Genomic DNA, 21021 nt, shown 5'->3' with positions numbered 1-21021 from the left:
TTGTATGAAAAGTATTGAAACTAAAAATTTAGATATAGCTTATGATGATACTCTCATTGTAAGGGAATTAAATATGCAGATACCAGAGGGAAAGATAACTTCTATTATAGGAGCAAATGGATGCGGTAAATCAACTATTTTAAAAGCAGTTGGACGTATATTAAAGCCTAAAAAGGGTGTAGTACATCTAAGTGGACAAGATATAAGTAAATTGCCTACAAAAGAAATAGCCAAAAAGATGGCAATACTTCCTCAAACTCCTACTGCACCAAGTGGACTTACTGTAGGTGAGTTAGTTGCATATGGACGTTTCCCTCATCAAAAAGGTTTTGGGAATCTCACAGAAGAAGATAAAAGAATTGTTAAATGGGCTTTAACTGCAACTAAGTTAAGTGAGTTTGAGAGAAGAGAAGTTGATGCTTTATCAGGAGGGCAAAGACAGAGAGTTTGGATTGCTATGGCTCTAGCACAGCAAACTGATTTAATTTTATTAGATGAACCTACTACTTACCTTGATCTTGCTCACCAATTAGAGGTTTTAAAGCTTTTATATGAGCTTAACCGTAATCAAAAGTGTACTATTGTTATGGTACTTCATGATTTAAATCTTGCTGCAAGATTTTCTGATTATATTATTGCTATTCAAAAAGGCGCTATCATAAAACATGGAACTCCTGAGGAAGTTATGACTCCAGAGGTCCTTAGAAAAACCTTCAATATCAATGCTGATGTTGTTATTGAACCTAAGAGTAATCGTCCAGTATGTATTACCTATGATATTGTAGATGAAAATGAGGATGTAGAGTTGAAGGAAAAGGAGGCAGTGGGCATATGAGAACTACCTTACGTATTTTTATGGGAGCCAGAAAATATTGGATTTATTTGATATTAGCATTAATAGCCGTTATTATTTCCACCATAGCAGGATTTTATAATCCATGGGCCCTAAGAGAGCTTACAAGTATAGCAACAGAAGGAAGCGCTGATTTTGGAGCCCAATCTTTACGAATAGGATTGATGCTTTTAGTTGCAACTGTACTTCAATCAGCTGGAAGTTCTATTTCAGGATATTTAAACCATCATGCAGCTTTACATTATGTTGCAGATATGAGAACAGAACTTTACTCTAAGCTTCAACATATGGGGCTTAAGTATTTTAATAAAAGTCGTACAGGAGATTTAACTAGCAGAGTTATTAATGATGTTATGGAGGTAGAGATTCTTTTAGCTCACGTAATTCCTGATTTTGTTGTTAATATATTGACTTTCGTAGGTGTTGGGGTATTATTATTTTCTATTAATGTAAAGTTGGCTTTTTTAAGTCTTGTTACTATTCCTTTTCTTATTATGATTACTCTTTGGCAGAGTAATCATCTTTCTCCTATATGGAAGCAGAATTCTATGGTTAGGGGAGAACTTTCTGGTACTGTTCAAGATAATTTTTCTGGAATTAAAGAAATACAGATATTCAATCAACAGGAAAGAGAAGAAAAAAGGATTAAGAACCTTTCTATAAAACATAGTAAAGCATACTTAAAGGCAAGCTTCTTTTTTGAAACCACTTTTCCACTTCTTGCATTTTTCACTGCTCTAGGTTCTGTTATAGTTATAATATTTGGTGGATTTATGGTTTCAAGAGGAGAAATTAACATTGGAGATATTGTAGGATTTTCTATGTATCTTGGTATGTTTTATGGACCTATAAAGAGTTTTTCAAGACTTATGGAAATGTCAGGTACCGCACTTGCAGGGTGTAGACGTGTTTTTGAGGTTATGGATGAAGTTACAGATGTTAAAGAGAAAGTTAATGCAAAGAAAATGTATAAGGTTAAAGGAAAAATTGACTTTAAGGAAGTTTCTTTCTCTTACAATGATGAAGTAAACATTTTGAAAAATATAAATTTAAAAGTAAATCAAGGAGAAACTGTAGCTTTTGTTGGGGCAACTGGAGTGGGCAAAACCACAATAGCCAGTCTTTTAAACCGCTTTTATGATCCTCAGAATGGAGGCATTTTAATTGATGGAATAGATATTAAAGATGTAACTTTAAAGAGTCTTAGAGATAATATAAGCATGGTTTTACAGGACACCTTTTTATTTAACGGAACAATTTATGAAAATATTGTTTATGGCTGGAAAGAAGCTACTAGGGATCAGGTTCTTAAGGCTTCAAAGGCAGCTAATGCTCATGATTTTATTGAAAACTTAGAAGATGGTTATGATACCATAATAGGAGAGCGTGGAGTACGTCTTTCTGGAGGACAGAAACAGAGGATTTCCATAGCTAGAGCAATCCTTAGAAATTCACCTATTCTTATTTTGGATGAAGCTACATCAGCTCTTGATACAAAAACAGAGAAAGAAATCCAAGCTGCATTAGATGAAATTTCAAAAGATCGAACAACTATAATAATTGCCCATAGATTATCAACTATCCGTAATGCAGATAAAATTGTAGTTCTAGAAGGAACAGGCATTAAAGAAACGGGAACCCATGATGAGCTGATTCGTTATGGAGGAACTTATGCTATGCTATATAGAAGTCAGGTATCTTAAATGTAAAAAAATTAACGATTTAAAATTGCAAAAGCAATTTTGAGTCGTTGATTTTTTTATTTATTATTATGTTCTGAAAGAAATTTTTGCATAGCATAAACAGAATCTGAACTAATAACGTGTTCTATAGCACAAGCGTCTTCATCTGCAATAGAACTATCGATGTTTAGAATTTTTATAAAGAAATCTTTAATAATATGATGCTTTTTAGATGTAGATCTAGCTATTTCTAAGCCTAAAGGAGTTAAAAATATTTCCTTGTATCTTTCATTAGTTATAAGTCCTTTTTCAGCTAAAGTTACCATAGCGCTATTAGTGCTGGCTTTAGTTACTCCAAGCTTTTCTGCTATACGAGTCATTTTAACTCCTTTACCTTCTTCTGATAACTCATAGATAGCTTCTAAATAATTTTCCATTACAAAAGTAAGTTTTTCCATACAAATCTCCTGTGATTTTTAAAGTTGATTTTATTCACTCTACATTAATAAAATGTCTTTTAATAATAATAACATATTTTATATGGAGTTCCCAGAATAGAGATATAATATATTGATCCAGAAATGTATTAAATGATGTTTTTCTCTTAATTCTTCACCATCTTATATGAAATAAAAAGTATGAAGTCTTTTTACTACATCTTCAGGGAGATCATAATACACATATCTTGTTTTGAAGTTATATCTATATGGTTTGTATTTAATCCTAAGCATTTCTAGAAGTAGACCTAAGGAAAAATTTTGATAAAATGATATTGCTTCAATATAGTTGTGTCTGTCTCCATGGATTTCTTTATTTTGTTTTTCTGAACTTCAATGGAGTTTTTCCGTAAGTCTTTTTAAACATTTTAGAAAAGTTTGCAGAATAATTATAACCAACTTTTTGAGATATTTCTTCAATACTTAAATCTGTGGTAGATAAGAGGTTTGCAGCAATATTCATTTTAATATGATTGGTGTATTCCCCAATGGACATATGATAATGTTTAGAAAATCCTGCTTTTAATTTTTGTTCATTTAAAAATACCATCTTGCTTAAAGTACTAATATTAGGAGGATTATTATAATTTTTTTCTAAAATATCATGGGCTTTTTGAATAGCATGGATATCAGACGAGGTTAGTTTTATTATTCTGTTAGCACCAATATTAATATTTCCATAGTTAATTTGATTAGTAAAAGCATTGTCAGGTTTAGTGGCCTCATTTATTAATATAGCTATGCACTCTAAAATTTTACTTTCTAGATAAATACTATTTAAGGAATTTTCATAAGTTAAACTTTGTAACTGATTAATAATATCTATAATTTTTAAGGGTAGATAAGTATAGGTATAATTTTTAATAAAAGAATCAAAATCCATTATCTTTGGAAAGTTAGGTTTTATTATTTCTTTAAAATAATTTTCGTATATAGTTATTTCAGTCCCATGAAAATGTTGTCCTTTTTTCCAATGCTGTTCACCTTTTAAATCTTTTTCAATAACAAAAAAAGATGAAGGAGTAAAAGATGAAACAGGATTATTTTCAATTTTAAATTCTGTAATTCCTTTATAAACTAAACCAAAACGCATTAAATATTCAGGATTATCAAAATATATGGAAAAATCCTCGGGTATTGTATAGTCTGCAATACCTAAATTATAATAACCATCTCTTGAATAAGTAATTAAGTGGCCAAGTTCAGGCTTATTCTTATTTGTATATAAAGTATAGTTTTTACTTTCAATTTTACTAAAGCATAATTTATTTAAAACCACAGATTTAAATTCTTCACTAGATTTTACTATCATAAAAAGCCTCCTTCTTATAAATAATACTATATATAATTTGTAATTAATCAAGGGAAAATACTTAATTTAGATGTAAAAATAATTAAATTTGGTGCAAATATTGTTATGATAATGATAATCATATACAATTAGCTTTGTTAATATAAGAATTTAATTATTGAAAGGAAGATATAGATGAAAAGAAAATCAGTATTAAAAACAATTTTAGCTACTTGTATTGCATCAATGATTTTAGTTGGTTGTTCAAATACTTCAAATGTAGAAAAAGAAAGTAAAACTGTTACAGTAACAGACGTTAGAGGAGAAGTTGAAATTCCGGAAAATCCTGAAAGAATAGTTGATTTAAGTGGTAACAGTGACATTTTATCAATTTTAGAATATAAGGTAGTGGGAACTGCTAATAGTGATGCTTACGATTATACAAAATTCCCTACATATTTAGAAGAGACACTAAAAGGTGCAACTATATTAGGTTATAGCATGCAAGATACTATGGATGTTGAAGCTATAATGAACTTAGACCCAGACTTAATTGTCATATCAACAGTGCAAGAAAAAATGTATGATCAATTAAGTGAAATTGCTCCAACTGTAATGATTAAATTAGAAGCTTTAGACTGGAAGGAAGATGTTAAGTCTTTAGCAAAGGTATTTAATAAAGAAGAGGCTGCAAATGCTTGGTTAGAAAATTACGATAAAAAGTCAAAAGAAGTTGGAGATAAGATTAAAAAATCTTACGGTGAAGATACAACTTATTTATCCTTCTTGGCTAGTGGTGGTCAGTTCTATGTATTTGATGGAGCAGGTTTTGGTAATGTTTTATATGAAGATTTAGGATTAGCTAAACCAGAAGGCATGCCAGAACAAAATGATATAAGTTTACCAGTGGTAACTTATGAAGGGTTAGCGTCAATAAAATCAGATTATATATTTGTGATTGCAACAGATGAAGATTTAAAAGTACTCGAAGAGAATGAGGTATGGAATAATTTACCTCAGGTAAAAGAAGGTAAAGTTGTTAAACTAGATTCTTCACCCTACTTCGTACAAGGCTATAGTTCAATAGGTAGACAAGTGCTTTTAGACGAAATAATGGAGATGTTAAATGAAACAAAATAATAAAAATACAATAACTTTTATAGTTTGTAGTATTTTTATTCTAATAATTGGTGTATTCCTAGCTATTAGTCTAGGAGTCACCAATATTGGAATATCAGAAGTTTGGAATAGTATTTTTAATTATAGTGAAACTCTAGAACCTATGCTAATCAGAGATATGCGTATTCCTAGGGCCCTTACAGTGTTACTCACAGGGGGGATTTTGGGAGTGACAGGAGCTATGATTCAAGGAGTTACAAGAAATCCAATAGCAGAGCCGTCCCTTCTTGGAGTAAGTCAAGGGGCAACTATGGTTATAGCTATATTTTATGCTGTTGGGATTACTATAAATACTACAAATGTTATGATAGCTTCATTAATTGGGGCAATCTTTAGTGGAATTATAGTGATGGGATTTACATCAAGAAAATCAAATAATAGATCTATAGCAAAAATACTTTTGGCAGGTACTGCTATGAGTACTTTCTTTATTTCTTTAACAACTATAATAGGACTTTTATCAAATAAATCTCAGTTTATTGCTTTTTGGGTTTCAGGAGGTTTCAGAAATGCAACCTGGGCAGATTTTAATTTAGTTGCAATAGTTGGAATCCTAGGTTTAATAATAGCTATTTTCTTATCAGAGAAAATAAATATTCTAAGCTTAGGGGATGATGTGGCAATTAGCCTTGGGCAAAATCCAGAAAAAATAAGATTAATAACTTTCCTTGTTATGATACCAATGTGTGCAGCGGCTGTGGCTGTTGGTAAAAATATAGCCTTTGTTGGACTTATAGTTCCACAAATAGTAAGAAAAATATTTGGAGAAGATTATAGAAAAAATATACCTTTTTCTTTTTTGTTAGGTGCAATACTATTAACTTATTCCGATATAGCTGCAAGAATGGTGTATAGTCCTTATGAAACCCCTATTGGAATATTTACAGCCTTAATAGGTGTTCCATTCTTTGTAGTTGTAGCAAGAAGGGAGCGAGGTTGATATGAAAAGAAAAAGATTTAAAATAATAATCTCAATGTTATTTATTTTATTAGTTGCATCTTTAATTATGTATTTATGTTGGGGAACTTATAAAGTATCACCTTTAGATAGTATAAAAACTTTATTAGGTCAAGGAACAAAACTTCAAAATGCAGCAATTTTAAATCTTAGACTCCCTAGAATGTTAGTTGGAATTTCTGTGGGTATTGCTTTATCTACAGCAGGAGCACTGTTGCAGACTATAACAAAAAATGATCTAGCAGATTCAGGGATAATTGGTATTAATGCTGGAGCAGCAGTGGCAGCAGTTATATTTGTTTCATTAAAAACTGTAAATTACTATAGTACACTTGGCCCTCTATCTGTTTATGTATTACCCTTTATGGCCATTATAGGTGCAGGGATTTCAGCCACTATAATTTACTTATTATCAAGTAGAAATGGAGTTAAACCAAAGAGATTACTACTTATAGGACTTGGCCTAAATGCAGGTTTAAATGCTTTTATTACCTTCTTTACTTTTAGAGGTGGAGTTGGCGATTACAATAGAGTATTAATTTGGACCTCTGGAAGCCTTTGGGGAGCAGGATGGAACTATGCAAAAGTAATTATTCCCCTAGTTACTTTAATGTTTATGGTTGTATTATTGGATTATAAAAAGTTAGATGCTCTTAATTTATCTGATGAACATGCAATTTCTCTTGGTTTAAACTTAAATAGGGAAAGAAAGAAGTTTTTATCCTATGCAGTTATTCTTGCTGGTGGAGCTACAGCTTTTGCAGGAAATGTAGGGTTTATTGGATTAATATCTCCTCATATAGCAAGAAAGTTAGTTGGTCCCTATCATAAAAATTTCTTATGGGTATCTGGAATTATAAGTATAGTAATAGTTTTATTTGCTGATGCAGTTTCAAGAAACTTATTTTCTCCAATTGAAATACCTGTAGGAATTACAATCTCAATATTTGGAGTGCCATATTTTATTTATTTAATGATGAAGGAGAAATAAATGGAAGCTATTAGTGTAAGAAATTTATCAGTAGCCTATGAAGATAATCTCATAATAGATGATATGAATCTTTCCATTCCGAAGGGTAAGATAAGTATTATTATAGGGGCAAACGGATGCGGAAAATCAACTCTGCTAAAAACAATAGCAAGAGTAATAAAGCCTAAAAATGGAGATATCTTTATAAATGAAAAAGATATTAAAATACAAAAAGAGAAGTATATAGCAACACAAGTGGCTTTTCTACCTCAAGGACCTGTGTGTCCAAGTGGAATTACTGTAAAAGAATTAGTTGCTTTTGGAAGATTTCCACATCAAAAACTCATAGGTGGTCTTAAGGCTCATGACAAAGAAATTATTGATTGGGCAATAGAGGAGACAGGACTTACGGATTTTGCAGATAGAGAAATAGAAAATTTATCTGGAGGACAAAGACAAAGGGCTTGGATTGCAATGACCTTAGCACAAGAAACAGACATAATTATGCTAGATGAGCCAACAACTTATTTGGATATGTCTTATCAGCTTGAAGTATTACAGGTGTTAGAGAAGTTAAATAAAGAAAAAAACATTACTATTATCATGGTGTTACATGAGTTAAATAATGCTTGTAGGTTTGCAAGTAATATCATCGGACTTAAAAAAGGTAAGGTTATATGCCAAGGTACCCCTATGGAAGCTATAACTAAAGGAAACTTAAAAGAGATTTATGGAATTCATGGTAAGTTGCAATTAAGTGAAAATAAAAATTACCCTATATGCATAGATTATGAACTTATAGGGGGATAAAATGAAAAACAAAAACTTTACTATAGTGGTTATTGGACAGATAATATCTTTATTTGGAAATGCAATTCAAAGATTTTGTATGTCCTTATACATTTTGGATTTAACAGGAAGTGCTGCTATTTTTTCAAGGATATTGGCAATTTCAACTATTCCATACATATTATTTGCTTCTATTGCAGGACTATTAGCTGATACAGTAAATAGAAAAAAGATAATGGTTTACCTTGATTTTTTCAGTGCTGGGTTAATGGCTATATATTCAATAATATTGATAAGTGGAAGAGATAATATCATAATAGTAGGAAGCGTTATGTTCATGTTATCTACTATTTATACATTATATAGTCCTTCTGTTACAGCTTGTATTCCGCAAATAGTTGAAAAGGATAAACTAGCTACAGCTAATGGAATAATTCAACAAGTTGGTGCTATAGTAAATTTAGTTGGGCCTATAGTCGCAGGTTTATTATATAGTTTTATTGAGATAAAAACAATCGTAATAATAAATGCTATCAGCTTTTTCATTTCAGCTATTATAGAGCTATTTTTAGAAATTCCAGATTTGCAGTTAAAGGAAAAAATAAAAGAACCTATTTTACAATCTTTTAAGGAAATGAAAAGGAGTTTTATTTATTTAAAAGAAAAAAAGAAAATTGTCTTAGGAATTATAGTTTCTTATGGTTTAACTAATATCTTTGTAGTACCAATTCTAAGTGTTGTATCTCCTTATTTTATTAAAATAAAATTGAATATGCCTTCAGTTATATATGGTTTTGTAGAAGGAATATTTGTTATAGGAATGATACTAGGAGGATTATTAATAACATTTAGACCTAAAATGTTTAAGATGAAAGACATACACAAAACTATGTATCCTATGGTAGTAGCTATTGTAATTATAGGGATTTCCACTCATTTAACTAGAACAAATAAATTTATTGTTTTAGGACTTTATTCTATAGGTGGTCTTGGAATAATGTTATCACTAGCTTTATCTAACATTATATCTTTAACCTATATTCAACAAGAAATAAAAGAAGATATGCTAGGAAAGGTAAGTGCTTTTTCTACTGCTATTGCAACAGCAAGTGTTGCACCTGGTCAGTTAATATATGGACAACTTATAGATATTAATTTAAGCATTTACAATATCCTATTATTAACTTTAATTCTAAGTATAGGAGTAGTTTGGTTTATGAAATGGAATGTTAGGGAAATTTAAGATAGGGAATCTTCCTAGGGTGTTTATATATAAGGTTAACAAAACATAATCATATAAAAAATACACTAGTAATTTTCTGTAATTTAGGCTTAAATAAATATATAGAGAAAATATATATTAGGAGAGCGTTATGGTAAAGAGTAAAGAATTATTGTTAATGAGATACATATCATTTTGTATATTAACCTTTCAGTTGTTTATAGAAGTAGGAAATAAGAGCATAGTAAGTCTAGTTTTTCTTCTATTATTTATTATAAATAATCATTTGAGAATGTTTTATTTAGAGAAAGAGAGAAGTGTTATTCTTTCAATAATAATAGAGCTAGTATTTATACCATTGGCACAAATGAACTTTGGAGGAACTATTATTTTTTACTTAATAGGGTTATCCATAGATTTATTCCAGTTGAAAAGTAAGATAGTTAAGTATGGATTAGGGTTTATAATTTTATTTTTTGGAATTTATCCGAAGTTTAGTGGGCCTATTGAAGATGGCATTATTAATTTTGTTTTACTTGGAATCTTCTTTATTCTTTTAAGTTATATATCTAGACTTTTTAGTACAAAGGTTGAAGCACAGCAGCTTTATGATAAGCTTAGAGTTTCAGATGAAAAACTTATAGAAGCTAATAAAGAGCTTGAAGGGTATGTAGAGTCTATTGAAGAATTAACTTTATTAAAGGAAAGAAATAGAATATCAAGGGAAATTCATGATAGTGTTGGACATACTTTATCTACTGCTATGATTCAGTTATCTGCTATGGAAGCTATTGCAGAGAAGGAAAATAGTTCTATGAAAGATATGATAGGAAATTTAAGGGTCTTTATTAGTGAAAGTTTTCAAGATGTGAAGAGAGCTGTAAGGGAGTTAAAGCCTGATGAATATGATAATTACCAAGGAATTTTAAGACTTCAAGAAGTATGTAAAAACTTTGAGAGAATGTCTGGAGTAGAAGTTAAGGTTATTATATCAAAGGGTGATTGGAATTTATCAACTAAGCAGGTTAATCATTTATATAGAATGATTCAAGAGATTTTATCAAATTCTTTAAAGCATGGTAAAGCAACTATGGTTAAGGTTATTATGAATTTTACAGAAGATGAATTTGTAATATCCTTTAGTGACAATGGCGTGGGAACAGATAAAATTGTGGAAAGTGGACTCGGACTTAAAAGTATAAGGGAAAGAGTAGCGGAAATAGAGGGTATAGTTCATATGAAGTCTAGCAAAGACAATGGTTTTTTTGTTAAGGTTATAGTTCCAAGAGAAGTGGAGGTGTAGGAATGGAGAAGATTAAACTTTTAGTTGTAGATGATGAGAAATTAATAAGAGAAGGCTTGAAAGTAATGCTTTCAGTTTATGAGGATATTGAAGTTGTTGGGATAGCTGAAAATGGTTATAAGGCTTTGGAAGTTTGCAAAACCACTGATGTTGATGTTGTTCTTATGGATATAAGAATGAAAACTTGTGATGGGGTTATGGGGACAAGACTAATTAAGGAACAGTTTACAAAGATAAAGGTTATAATTCTTACCACCTTTAAGGATAAGGAGTATATAAGAGAAGCCATGAGGTATGGGGCTTTTGGCTATATGCTTAAGGATAGTTCTCATGATGTAATTTATGAAGGTATAAAGATGGCTTATAAAGGTAATATGGTAGTTCATCCTGATGTGGCCATAGAAATGATGGGAAGTAATGGAGTAATTAAAAGTAATATAGATAAGTATGGACTTTTGGAGAAAGAGCTTAAGATAATAGAAGCAATAGCTAAAGGATTAACTAATAAAGAGATTTCAGAAGAGTTGTTCTTGTCAGAAGGAACAATAAAAAATAATATTACAAATATACTATCAAAGCTGAAGCTTAGAGATAGGACGCAGATTGCAATTTTTGCTTTTAAAAATGGAATAGTGACTTAAGTCATTTATGTAGTGACTTTAAGTTATGGCTATCCCCCTGGAAGTATCTTATTATAATAGTAAGATAAGTCTAGGGGGTAATTTTATGAGTATTATAGAAGTAAAAAACATTAGTAAAAGATTTAATGATAAGTTAGCTTTAGATAATATTAGCTATGAAGTAAAAGAAGGGGAGATATTTGGCTTTATTGGACCTAATGGAGCAGGTAAGTCAACTTTAATAAATATTATGACAAGCTTATTAACACCAGATAGTGGGACTATTGAAATATGTGGATATGATATTTTAAGGGAGCCAATTAAGGCAAAGGAATGTATGGGATATGTTCCACAGGAGTTAGCTCTAATGGAGGACCTTAATGCCTATGATAATTTAGAGTTCTTTGGAGCTTTATATGGACTAAAGGGGAAACTTTTGAAGGAAAGAATAGCAGAGGCCCTTAAAGTTACTGGATTAGAGGAAACTAAAAAGCAAAAGGTTAAGAAGTTTTCAGGTGGAATGAAAAGAAGACTAAATATTGCAGTATCAATTCTCCACCATCCAAAGGTTTTAATATTGGATGAGCCTACCGTTGGCGTAGATCCGCAATCAAGAAATCATATATTTTCTTTCATAAAAAATATATGTAAGGAGTGGGGTACTACAGTAATTTATACTTCTCATTATATGGAGGAAATCGAGGAGCTTTGCAAGAGAGTATTTATAATTGATTTAGGCAAGGAAGTATCCTATGGGGATAGAGAAGAGATTAAGGCTTCAGTTTTCTCCAACAATAAGGTGATTATTGAAACACAAGAGATAAGTGGAGAAACAATAATGAAGTTAAAGGATTTAGAGGGAATCGATAAGGTATCAGATAAGGATAATATACTTATTTTAACTATTGATTCAAAGTTTAAGCTGGCTAGTGTGCTTTCATTATTAGAAAAAGAAACTGTTAATATAAAGAAGATTAGTTATGAAGAGGCAAAGCTTGAAGATGTATTTTTATCATTAACAGGAAAAACTTTAAGAGATTAGGGGGAAGAGCTATGAAGGCATTATATTATATAAAAACTACCCTAAAAGGTATGTTTGCAAATGGCGTAGTTACCATAGCATATTTTATCTTATTTCCTATTTTACTTGCATGTTTTATGGCATTTTTTAACAATTTGAATGATGAAAATCCATTAAAGCTTAAGGCGTTAAATGTTCAAATTGTTGATGAAGACAACACTGAAAATTCAAAAAAGCTTATAGAGCTTCTAGGCAGTGATGATTTGAAAGAGGTTGTAAATATAGTAGATAAAAAGCCAGATGTGGAATTAGTGATAAAAGAAGGGTATGAGAAAAATCTTTTATCTTTAAATAAGGGAGATATAATTATTAATAAAAAAGTAGAAGGCATGGCAATGTCCACTGACACTTTAAAGGTAGTATTAGATAGATATCATCAAAGTTTATATGTATCTATAGCTGGTGGAGATATGGAGATTCTAAATAGAATTATGGAATCATCTATAGTTGAAGATATTACAATAGATACTGTAAAAACTAATAATCCTTATGAAAAGATATCAGCATCTATGATTGGATTTGTAATCACCATGCTTATATTTACTATGATTCAAGGTGGTTATGCAGATATTAGCGTAAATTTAGATAAAAGAATTAATGCAACTCCTATTACAAAATTACAATATCTTTTTTACGATACTATGGCTTTGATAGTATATGTGTTTATAATAATCAGTGGATATGTAATTTTCTTTAGAGTAGCTGGATTAAGTTTTAAAGGGAATATTTTAGATTTAATATTATTAATATTAATGGGAACTATGCTAGTAGTATCTATGTCTAAAAGTATATCTACTATATTTGGTCCTAAGTATGGAAAAATAATAGGGACTATAATATTTACTTTACCCCTAATAAGTGGAGAGATATTTTCAGGTGAAGGTAATAAAATTGCGTTACTAACACCAACACATTATTTAAATAATGCATTTAATTTATATAATTTAAATGGAAATTTAGAAGGCTGTGGTAAATGGATATTAATAATAATTACAATGTCAATTATTATATACTCTGCAGCAATAATTAACGCAGCAATTCAGGGGAGGAAAAAGGTATGCGCTTAATAAGATTAGTATTAATTAATATGAAAAGGCAATTTAAAAGTCCATTTATGTTACTAATGACCTTATTATTTCCTGTTGTTATGATTTTAGTTATAAATGGTGGAGGTTTAAGCCACGGATCAGGAAGCATAGGAATTATAGATAAAAGTAATTCAAACCACTCTACTGCGGTTATTGAAAGGTTGAGTGAAGAATATTCCATAAGTACACTAGAGGGTCAGGTAGAAGATAACTTCGATTTGCTTAGAGAAAATAAAATAGGAGCAATTTATGTTATAGAAGATAACTTTCAAGATTTATTAGATAATGGAGAGCTTCCTAAAATTAAGTGTTATAGGACTGAGGCTGCTAGTGGCTCAATAATGGCAGAAGATATTATAACAAACTATGTATCTGGAGTTGTTGAGGAAGAAGTAAGTGAAGGGCTAAGCACAAATTCTACTACTGCAGTTATTGTAGATGAAGAAGTAGACAGTAAAGAGGACTATAAGATGACTGTATTAATGCTATGTTATTTTATGATGATAGGTGGTTCCGTTATTGCTGGAGAAATAATTAAGCTTAGAGAGCAAAAGGTATTAAAAAGAACAATAGCAACTAGTAATTCAGATATAACTATTTTAGGTAGTTTATTTATTTCATCCTTTATAATTCAAGGAGTTTTAAGTTGCTCAGCTTTTATAATCTTAACACTTGTATTAAAGCTTCCTAACAACAATATTCCTCAAGGAATACTAATCATATTTCTAAGTAGTTTAGTTACAACATCTATTATTGTAGCAGTAACAAGATGGATTAGAAATGTAACCTTAGCAAGTCTATCTACAGTTGTTTTTGGAATAGCTGCCTTTGGTATGGGGATTTTTGGATCAGAGTTAGATAGCTTTGATAATGTTCCAGAAATAATAAGTAGAATCAGTGTAATATCACCATTTACATGGCTACTCAGAATAATAAATACAGGAAAAATTATTATTCCTATTTTAATCATATTTTTAATGTCTATTATGTTATTTACAGCAGGTAGCTTTAGGCTCAGGGAGTTTGTTAAAGAATAATGTGGATTTGAAATTAGTAGCTTTCAATTTAGGTTGGGGCTACTATTTTTTTATGTTAACTTATTTCAGAGAAATATAATTAAGTACGTTTATATTTATTTAGAATAATCTAGATTTTTAATGGGCAAACTTAAATGGAATAAAAGTTACAAATTTTAAGAGAGGGGGGTAAAAACTTTACCCTAACTCAAATAGTAAAGGAGAATGATTATGAAAAGAAAAATTAAAATTATTGTAGCGTTAGCAATGATGGTATTTATTATCCAAATGCCTTTAGTGGCAAGTGCACAGAGTATGTTACATATTCAAAGTGACACTATGAAAGAAATGGCGGAACCAAAGGACATAGTGGATATAGCTACAAGTGATGGCAGATTTAAAACTTTAACAGCAGCTTTAGAGGCAGTCGGATTAGTGGATACCCTAAAGAGTGAAGGTCCATTTACAGTGTTTGCACCTACAGATGACGCATTTTCAAAACTTCCAGCAGGAAAAATTGATGAGCTATTAAGACCAGAAAATAAAAATGTGCTTACAGATATTCTAACTTATCATGTTTTCAAAGGTAAAGCTACTGCTGCAGATGTTGCCAAATTAAATGGTAAGGAAATAACCATGGCAAATGGAAAAAATGCTAAAATAGAAGTTAAGGGTGATTCAGTATTTATTGATGGAGCGAAAGTTATAATTACTGATATTATGGCTAAAAATGGAGTTATACACGTAATTGATACTGTAATGATGCCTTAGTAGATGGATTATAAAAACAGTTCAAATTAAGGAAAAAGATGCTAATCATCTTAGGATGAAGCATCTTTTTTGCTTTTTATTCTATATTAAGATAGGTAGATTTAATAAGATTGATAGCTTTAATTTGATATTTCAATAGTAAACAAAGACATAAGTATTTAATGAATAACATATTAGAATAAATAATTATTAAAAGTATAAACTAAAAAGAGGGTAGTTATTATAGAAGTTTATATCTATAATTTATATAAAACGAAGAAGAAAAGGAGATATAATGAAAGAAGGAAAAGCATTAATAGATACAGGATTCAACTTGGAAAACAGTTATGCTGGACTTCCGGAAAAATTTTTTGCAATGCAAAGACCTAGTCATGTGCCATCACCTAAACTAGTTATGTTAAATTATCCACTAATAAAATCTTTAGGATTGAATGCCGAGGAACTACAAAATACTGATGGAGTAGATATACTTGCAGGAAATAAGATTCCAGAAGGAGCTATGCCTATTTCTCAGGCATATGCAGGACATCAATTCGGCCATTTCACCATGTTAGGCGATGGGAGAGCTGTTCTCCTAGGTGAGCATATTACTCACCTAGGTGAGAGGGTTGATATTCAGCTTAAGGGTTCAGGCAGAACTCCATATTCACGAGGAGGTGATGGAAAAGCATCACTAGGTCCAATGCTGCGGGAATATATCATAAGTGAAGCAATGAATGCACTAGGTATTCCTACTACTCGTAGTTTAGCTGTGGTTACAACTGGTGAGTCAATAATGAGAGAAACACAGTTACCTGGTGCAATTCTCACTCGTGTAGCAGCTAGTCATATTCGTGTTGGTACATTTCAATACGCATCAAAATGGGGTACCATTGAAGAACTTAGAGCTTTAGCTGATTATACTTTGCAAAGACATTTTCAAGAGGTAAAGGATAAAGAAAATCCATATCTTTTATTACTTCAGCAAGTAATTAGGAAGCAGGCTGAGCTTATTGCAAAATGGCAGTTAGTTGGGTTTATCCATGGTGTAATGAATACTGATAATGTAACAATTAGTGGAGAAACAATTGATTATGGGCCATGTGCTTTTATGGATGCCTATGATCCTTCTACTGTATTTAGTTCTATTGATATTCAGGGTAGATATGCTTATGGTAATCAACCTAATATTGGTGCATGGGATCTTGCCAGATTTGCGGAGGCTCTGTTACCATTGTTACACACTGATGAGAATGAGGCATTAAAGCTAGCACAAAAAGAAGTTTCACATTTTGCTGATTTGTATAAGAATAATTGGATTAGAGGAATGAGAGCAAAACTTGGAATTTTTAATGAAGAAGTTGATGATGAAGCTTTAATTGAGGAACTTTTAAGTATCATGCAGAAGTATGGTGCAGATTATACCAACACCTTCCGTATATTAACTAGTGGAAAGATAGAGGATAATGTACTCTTTGGCAAAGAAGAATTTGATAAATGGTATAAGCTATGGCAGGAGAGATTAACGAGACAAGAAGAATCGGAAATTTCCTCAAAGGAGCTTATGGAAAGAAGTAATCCAGTGGTAATTCCACGTAACCATAGGGTAGAAGAAGCGATAGAAGCTGCAGTAAATCAAGGAGATTATAGCGTTATGGAAAGGCTATTAGATGCTCTCTCAAAACCATATGATCACTCTAGAGAACTAGATTATTACACTACATTGCCAGAAACATCAACTTGTCCATACCGAACTTATTGTGGAACTTAATATAAGCAGATCTAGTAAAATTAAATTAAAATTTAATTATATGAAAACAATATGTTTTAAAAATAATATAGTAATATATATAGCTACATAAGAGTAATCTTGTGTAGCTATTTTGTAGTGACAAATTATCTGTGTAAATTTCTATTTTTAGAAATTATTTGATAAATATTGAGGATATATGTATAAAAAAGAGGCTAAAAATATATTATATCATTTAAAAGTAAACATTTTCACAATAAGGATAGATAATATATTGACAATAAAAATATAAGGATGTATAGTAGTTACTAAGGGTAGCTACTAAAAATAAAACTTCAAATAAATAGTTTAATAATAAACTTATGTGTTATAATATTTATTATTTTATATATTATTTGGAGGTAAAAATGGAAAAACTTATTAGCTTATTAAAGCATTTTAATTTTACAGAATCAGAATCAAAAATTTATATTGCATTGCTACAAAATGGGCCAAGAAGTGGATATGAAGTGAGTAAAATTTCAGGGGTTCCTAGATCTAAGGTTTATAATATATTAGAAATTTTAATTCAAAAGGGAGCTGTAATAGTTGCGCATGTAGAAAAATCTTCTTTATATAAGGCTGAGTCAGTTGAATGTGTTATAAATAATTTGAAAAAGCAAAATGAAGACATCCTTTTAGAATTGGAATCTGAATTAATACATTTTGATGAAAAAGTTGATAATGAACAAATTTGGCAAGTTAAAGGATATAGCAACTTGCTTTCAAAATGTGTAAGTATGATAAGAAATTCACAAGAGCAAGTATTAATTCAAGTTTGGAAAGACGATTTATCACAAGAACTAGAAGATGTTTTATGTAAGAAACAAGAAGAATTAGGTAAAGTTCTAGTTATATTATATGATTCAGAAGAAAAGTATAACACCAAGATTCCTTATTTTTATAGTCACGGATTTGAAGAAAATAAACTTAGTGATACAGGGGGAAGATGGATAACTATTACTATTGACTCCAAAGAAATGTTCTATGCAACTATAAAGAATGAAAAAATTGCAGAGGGTATTTATACAAGTAATGCAAGTATGGTTTTCTTTGCAAATGAGTACATAAAACATGATGCTTACTGTATCAAATTGATAGAGCGAATGAGTGATGAGGAGAAGAGAAGCTTCGGTGCTAATATGCTTGGAGTTAGAGATTTATTTAATACTCAAAAGGAGTGAAGTCAATGATATTAAAAGTATTATTATTATTTGTTATAATAATTAACGGGTTATTTGCAGTTACATTTATTAGAGATTTAATAAAAAATAAAGGAATGTTTATGAAAGAAGATGGAAATCCAATTGTTATGGCTATTTCATCATTCATTATATTTGTATTATCAACATTTGGAATTTCTGATTTTGCAGTAAGTACTGTTTTATACAGAAAGATGAAGTTTGTTAATGATAAAAAATTACCGGGTACACTTAACACACAATGTGTATTACCAGTTGCAGCGATGGCTCTTATATATATATCATCAATAGAAGTAGAAATTACAACTTTATTAGTATGTATAATAGCTCAAGTTATAGGAGCATATATAGGACCACGTTTCGTTGTTAAAATGAATGTTACTTCAATAAAAAAGTTTATATCAGTGGGCTTAATAATAGCTGCAGTATTAATACTTATGGGTAAATTTGGTGTATATCCATCAGGAGGAGAAGCTGTAGGTCTTACAGGTTGGAAACTTGTGATGTTAGGAGTTTTATCTTTACTCTTCGGAGCTTTTAATAATGTTGGTATAGGATCATATGCTTTGACTATGGCAACAGTATATGCTTTAGGATTAAACCCAGCAGTAGCATTCCCTATAATGATGGGAGCTTGCACATTCTCTGTACCAGTAGGAAGTATGCAATTTATTAAATTAGATTCATATTCCCGTAAGATTACATTCTTTACATCAACTTTTGGAGTGTTAGGAGTTATTGTAGCTGCATACGTTGTTAAGAGTTTGAATGTAGGTATGTTACAATGGGTTGTAGTTATTGTACTGTTATATAGTGCATATAATATGATTTCAGAAATAATAAAGAATAGAAATATGCAAAATGCATAAAAAGCATATAAAAATATATTTTATTAAAAGCTTTAAATTAATGTAGAGGTGAAAATAATGGATATAGTAGTATTAAGAGAAGAGGATATGAGGAATATATTTACCATGTCTGAGGCTATTAAAGCAGACAAAGATGCACTTGAGATATATTCAAAGAATGGAGCAAATATTCCTTTAAGAGTAAATATAAATGTTCCAGAAAATGAAGGACAGAGCTTATATATGCCAGGATATGCTGCTGATACAAAGGCTTTAGGTTTAAAAATTGTTTCAGTATATCCTAAGAATATAGAAAAAGGACTTACTTCTGTTCCAGCAACTATGGTATTAGTAAATGATGAAACTGGAGAAGTTTGTTCATTGATGGATGGAACATTTTTAACTAGAATAAGAACAGGGGCTGTATCAGGAGCAGCTACAGATATTTTAGCTAGAAAGGATTCTAAAATATTTGCTTTATTCGGTACTGGTGGACAAGCTGAAGCCCAGCTTGAAGCAGTATTAAATGTAAGAAATATAGAGCTAGTTAAAGTATATGATATTTCAGAAGAGAGAAGAAATGACTTTGTAAAAAGAATGACTGAAGTTTTTGGTGAAAAGTTTTCAGTTAAGATAATTGCTGCCAAATCATCAGATGAAGCTATAGAAGATGCAGATATTATAACTGTTGTTACTACATCAAAAAAACCAGTATTTAATGGAAGGCTAGTTAAAAATGGTTCGCATGTAAATGGAGTTGGATCATATACACCAGACATGCAAGAAATAGATGAAGAGCTAGTATGTAATTCTAAGGTATATGTGGATACTAGGGATGGTGTATTTAATGAAAGTGGAGATTTAATAATACCAGTAAACAAAGGCATATATTCTTTTGATAAAGTTACTGGAGAATTAGGTGAAGTTATCTTAGGTAAAGTAAAAGGTCGTGAGAATGAAAATGAAATAACATTCTTTAAGACTGTGGGAAGTAGTGTTTTAGATGTTGTTACTGCTCGTAGAATTTATGAAAAAGCTATAGAAAATAAGGTTGGCGAAGTAGTAAGGTTGTAGAAAGTAAAAAACCTATCCTAAAATATTAATAGGATAAGTTTAGAAAATTAAACATCCTCCATTTTTAACAATTAGTTAATCAAGGAGGATGTTTTCATTATTAAAAATATGTGATTATATATTTAACTAAAATAGTAGTTTTAATTACGAATGATATTACTATTTTTGAAATGCTTTATTAATTTTTGTGATATATTATTAGTATAAATTTAAAATGTATAGATAAAAAGCATTTTAAAGGAGGATAAGCATATGAAGACAATAGAAGTAGTAGCAGCAGTAATAAAAGATAATGATAGAATATTTATTACACGTAGAGGATACGGTGACTTTGTTGATATGTGGGAATTTCCTGGAGGGAAAATAGAAATTGGTGAATCAAAAGAAGAAGCACTTATTCGTGAGATAAAGGAAGAATTAGAATTAGATATAAAAATATCAGATTTTTTAACCACAGTAGAGTATGGTTATCCTAGTTTCCATCTTATTATGCATTGTTTTATTTGCAAAATTTCTGGTGGAAAATTAAATCTAAATGCTCATAATGATGCTAAGTGGATTACCTTTGATGAATTAGATGGTGAAAATTGGATTCCAGCGGATGTTTTAGTTATTGATGCTCTGAAGAATATGTAAGAAAAAGGACTTAGCAAATTAAATTACTTTGCTAAGTCATTTTACTTTATGAAGTAATGTATTCATAAATATCTTCTCTTACAGGTGTAATTAATTGATATTTAATTTCTACAGCTGTTTTATTAGTGTTTTTCATAATGAATTGGACAGGTGAAATGGTCCCTATGTCAAGG

General features: G+C 30.4%; 20 protein-coding genes. 18 read left to right on the top strand and 2 right to left on the bottom strand.

What is annotated here, in order from left to right:
* The first annotated feature begins 4 nt into the window (after positions 1–4).
* The gene (locus tag B2694_RS03610) at positions 5–835 is read left to right on the top strand and encodes an ABC transporter ATP-binding protein (RefSeq protein ID WP_346847240.1); all 831 of its coding nucleotides are present in this window, start codon (positions 5–7) and stop codon (positions 833–835) included.
* On the top strand, positions 832–2556 hold the full coding sequence (locus B2694_RS03605; protein WP_346884611.1) for an ABC transporter ATP-binding protein: 1725 nt from the start codon (positions 832–834) through the stop codon (positions 2554–2556). The genes B2694_RS03610 and B2694_RS03605 overlap by 4 nt, the downstream gene beginning before the upstream one ends.
* 56 nt (positions 2557–2612) lie before the next feature.
* On the opposite strand, the gene B2694_RS03600 is transcribed toward B2694_RS03605, so the two are convergent.
* Both B2694_RS03600 and B2694_RS03595 read right to left on the bottom strand, forming a co-directional pair.
* Positions 2613–2993, bottom strand: coding sequence for a metal-dependent transcriptional regulator (locus B2694_RS03600; protein ID WP_346884610.1), 381 nt, complete (start codon positions 2991–2993; stop codon positions 2613–2615).
* A 352-nt stretch (positions 2994–3345) separates the two neighbouring features.
* Entirely contained in the window at positions 3346–4344 is a 999-nt protein-coding gene (locus B2694_RS03595; protein ID WP_346884609.1) for an AraC family transcriptional regulator, read from the bottom strand.
* 174 nt (positions 4345–4518) lie between these two features.
* Between B2694_RS03595 and B2694_RS03590 the strand changes: the two genes are divergently transcribed.
* The 16 genes from B2694_RS03590 (at position 4519) to B2694_RS03515 (ending at position 20848) form a co-directional block, all read left to right on the top strand.
* Positions 4519–5463 (top strand): ABC transporter substrate-binding protein, encoded by a 945-nt coding sequence (locus B2694_RS03590; protein ID WP_346884608.1) that lies wholly within the window; start codon positions 4519–4521, stop codon positions 5461–5463.
* Positions 5450–6442, top strand: coding sequence for an iron ABC transporter permease (locus B2694_RS03585; protein ID WP_346884607.1), 993 nt, complete (start codon positions 5450–5452; stop codon positions 6440–6442). Before B2694_RS03590 ends, B2694_RS03585 begins: the two co-directional genes overlap by 14 nt.
* 1 nt (position 6443) lies before the next feature.
* Complete coding sequence (locus B2694_RS03580; protein WP_346884606.1) at positions 6444–7451, top strand: iron ABC transporter permease; 1008 nt, start codon at positions 6444–6446, stop codon at positions 7449–7451.
* On the top strand, positions 7452–8240 hold the full coding sequence (locus B2694_RS03575) for an ABC transporter ATP-binding protein (RefSeq protein ID WP_346884605.1): 789 nt from the start codon (positions 7452–7454) through the stop codon (positions 8238–8240). It begins immediately after the preceding gene.
* Position 8241: 1 nt separating this feature from the next.
* Complete coding sequence (locus B2694_RS03570) at positions 8242–9462, top strand: MFS transporter (RefSeq protein ID WP_346884604.1); 1221 nt, start codon at positions 8242–8244, stop codon at positions 9460–9462.
* Positions 9463–9592: 130 nt separating this feature from the next.
* Positions 9593–10744, top strand: a complete 1152-nt coding sequence (locus tag B2694_RS03565) for a sensor histidine kinase (RefSeq protein ID WP_346884603.1) — start codon at positions 9593–9595, stop codon at positions 10742–10744.
* A 2-nt stretch (positions 10745–10746) separates the two neighbouring features.
* Complete coding sequence (locus B2694_RS03560) at positions 10747–11385, top strand: response regulator transcription factor (RefSeq protein ID WP_346884602.1); 639 nt, start codon at positions 10747–10749, stop codon at positions 11383–11385.
* Positions 11386–11470: 85 nt separating this feature from the next.
* Positions 11471–12406: an ABC transporter ATP-binding protein gene (locus tag B2694_RS03555; RefSeq protein WP_346884601.1), complete on the top strand. Its 936-nt coding sequence runs from the start codon at positions 11471–11473 to the stop codon at positions 12404–12406.
* Between the two features lie 11 nt (positions 12407–12417).
* On the top strand, positions 12418–13512 hold the full coding sequence (locus B2694_RS03550) for an ABC transporter permease (RefSeq protein ID WP_346884600.1): 1095 nt from the start codon (positions 12418–12420) through the stop codon (positions 13510–13512).
* Positions 13503–14570, top strand: a complete 1068-nt coding sequence (locus B2694_RS03545; protein ID WP_346884599.1) for an ABC transporter permease — start codon at positions 13503–13505, stop codon at positions 14568–14570. Before B2694_RS03550 ends, B2694_RS03545 begins: the two co-directional genes overlap by 10 nt.
* Positions 14571–14888: 318 nt before the next feature.
* A complete protein-coding gene (locus B2694_RS03540) occupies positions 14889–15320 on the top strand; it encodes a fasciclin domain-containing protein (protein ID WP_414632710.1) in 432 nt (143 codons plus the stop codon).
* A gap of 274 nt (positions 15321–15594) precedes the next feature.
* A complete protein-coding gene (locus tag B2694_RS03535; protein WP_346884597.1) occupies positions 15595–17070 on the top strand; it encodes a protein adenylyltransferase SelO in 1476 nt (491 codons plus the stop codon).
* Between the two features lie 386 nt (positions 17071–17456).
* Positions 17457–18272, top strand: a complete 816-nt coding sequence (locus B2694_RS03530; RefSeq protein ID WP_346884596.1) for a TrmB family transcriptional regulator — start codon at positions 17457–17459, stop codon at positions 18270–18272.
* Between the two features lie 5 nt (positions 18273–18277).
* The gene (locus B2694_RS03525) at positions 18278–19159 is read left to right on the top strand and encodes a sulfite exporter TauE/SafE family protein (RefSeq protein WP_346884595.1); all 882 of its coding nucleotides are present in this window, start codon (positions 18278–18280) and stop codon (positions 19157–19159) included.
* Positions 19160–19216: 57 nt separating this feature from the next.
* Positions 19217–20212: an ornithine cyclodeaminase family protein gene (locus B2694_RS03520; protein ID WP_346884594.1), complete on the top strand. Its 996-nt coding sequence runs from the start codon at positions 19217–19219 to the stop codon at positions 20210–20212.
* A 252-nt stretch (positions 20213–20464) separates the two neighbouring features.
* On the top strand, positions 20465–20848 hold the full coding sequence (locus tag B2694_RS03515) for a (deoxy)nucleoside triphosphate pyrophosphohydrolase (RefSeq protein ID WP_346884593.1): 384 nt from the start codon (positions 20465–20467) through the stop codon (positions 20846–20848).
* The last annotated feature ends 173 nt before the right edge of the window (positions 20849–21021 follow it).

It is taken from the genome of Clostridium sp. UBA4395, assembly GCF_002390995.1.
Classification (GTDB): Bacteria; Bacillota; Clostridia; order Clostridiales; family Clostridiaceae; genus Clostridium_J; species Clostridium_J sulfidigenes.
This window is presented reverse-complemented; position numbering and strand designations above follow the sequence as displayed.

Bases quoted from the DNA above. Each gene is read 5' to 3' on its own strand.
- B2694_RS03545 (WP_346884599.1), top strand. From the start codon at position 13,503: ATGCGCTTAATAAGATTAGTATTAATTAATATGAAAAGGCAATTTAAA.
- B2694_RS03585 (WP_346884607.1), top strand. From the start codon at position 5,450: ATGAAACAAAATAATAAAAATACAATAACTTTTATAGTTTGTAGTATT.
- B2694_RS03570 (WP_346884604.1), top strand. From the start codon at position 8,242: ATGAAAAACAAAAACTTTACTATAGTGGTTATTGGACAGATAATATCT.
- B2694_RS03550 (WP_346884600.1), top strand. From the start codon at position 12,418: ATGAAGGCATTATATTATATAAAAACTACCCTAAAAGGTATGTTTGCA.
- B2694_RS03540 (WP_414632710.1), top strand. From the start codon at position 14,889: ATGAAAGAAATGGCGGAACCAAAGGACATAGTGGATATAGCTACAAGT.
- B2694_RS03590 (WP_346884608.1), top strand. From the start codon at position 4,519: ATGAAAAGAAAATCAGTATTAAAAACAATTTTAGCTACTTGTATTGCA.
- B2694_RS03555 (WP_346884601.1), top strand. From the start codon at position 11,471: ATGAGTATTATAGAAGTAAAAAACATTAGTAAAAGATTTAATGATAAG.
- B2694_RS03520 (WP_346884594.1), top strand. From the start codon at position 19,217: ATGGATATAGTAGTATTAAGAGAAGAGGATATGAGGAATATATTTACC.
- B2694_RS03605 (WP_346884611.1), top strand. From the start codon at position 832: ATGAGAACTACCTTACGTATTTTTATGGGAGCCAGAAAATATTGGATT.
- B2694_RS03530 (WP_346884596.1), top strand. From the start codon at position 17,457: ATGGAAAAACTTATTAGCTTATTAAAGCATTTTAATTTTACAGAATCA.
- B2694_RS03525 (WP_346884595.1), top strand. From the start codon at position 18,278: ATGATATTAAAAGTATTATTATTATTTGTTATAATAATTAACGGGTTA.
- B2694_RS03610 (WP_346847240.1), top strand. From the start codon at position 5: ATGAAAAGTATTGAAACTAAAAATTTAGATATAGCTTATGATGATACT.
- B2694_RS03580 (WP_346884606.1), top strand. From the start codon at position 6,444: ATGAAAAGAAAAAGATTTAAAATAATAATCTCAATGTTATTTATTTTA.
- B2694_RS03535 (WP_346884597.1), top strand. From the start codon at position 15,595: ATGAAAGAAGGAAAAGCATTAATAGATACAGGATTCAACTTGGAAAAC.
- B2694_RS03600 (WP_346884610.1), bottom strand. From the start codon at position 2,993: ATGGAAAAACTTACTTTTGTAATGGAAAATTATTTAGAAGCTATCTAT.
- B2694_RS03575 (WP_346884605.1), top strand. From the start codon at position 7,452: ATGGAAGCTATTAGTGTAAGAAATTTATCAGTAGCCTATGAAGATAAT.
- B2694_RS03560 (WP_346884602.1), top strand. From the start codon at position 10,747: ATGGAGAAGATTAAACTTTTAGTTGTAGATGATGAGAAATTAATAAGA.
- B2694_RS03595 (WP_346884609.1), bottom strand. From the start codon at position 4,344: ATGATAGTAAAATCTAGTGAAGAATTTAAATCTGTGGTTTTAAATAAA.
- B2694_RS03515 (WP_346884593.1), top strand. From the start codon at position 20,465: ATGAAGACAATAGAAGTAGTAGCAGCAGTAATAAAAGATAATGATAGA.
- B2694_RS03565 (WP_346884603.1), top strand. From the start codon at position 9,593: ATGGTAAAGAGTAAAGAATTATTGTTAATGAGATACATATCATTTTGT.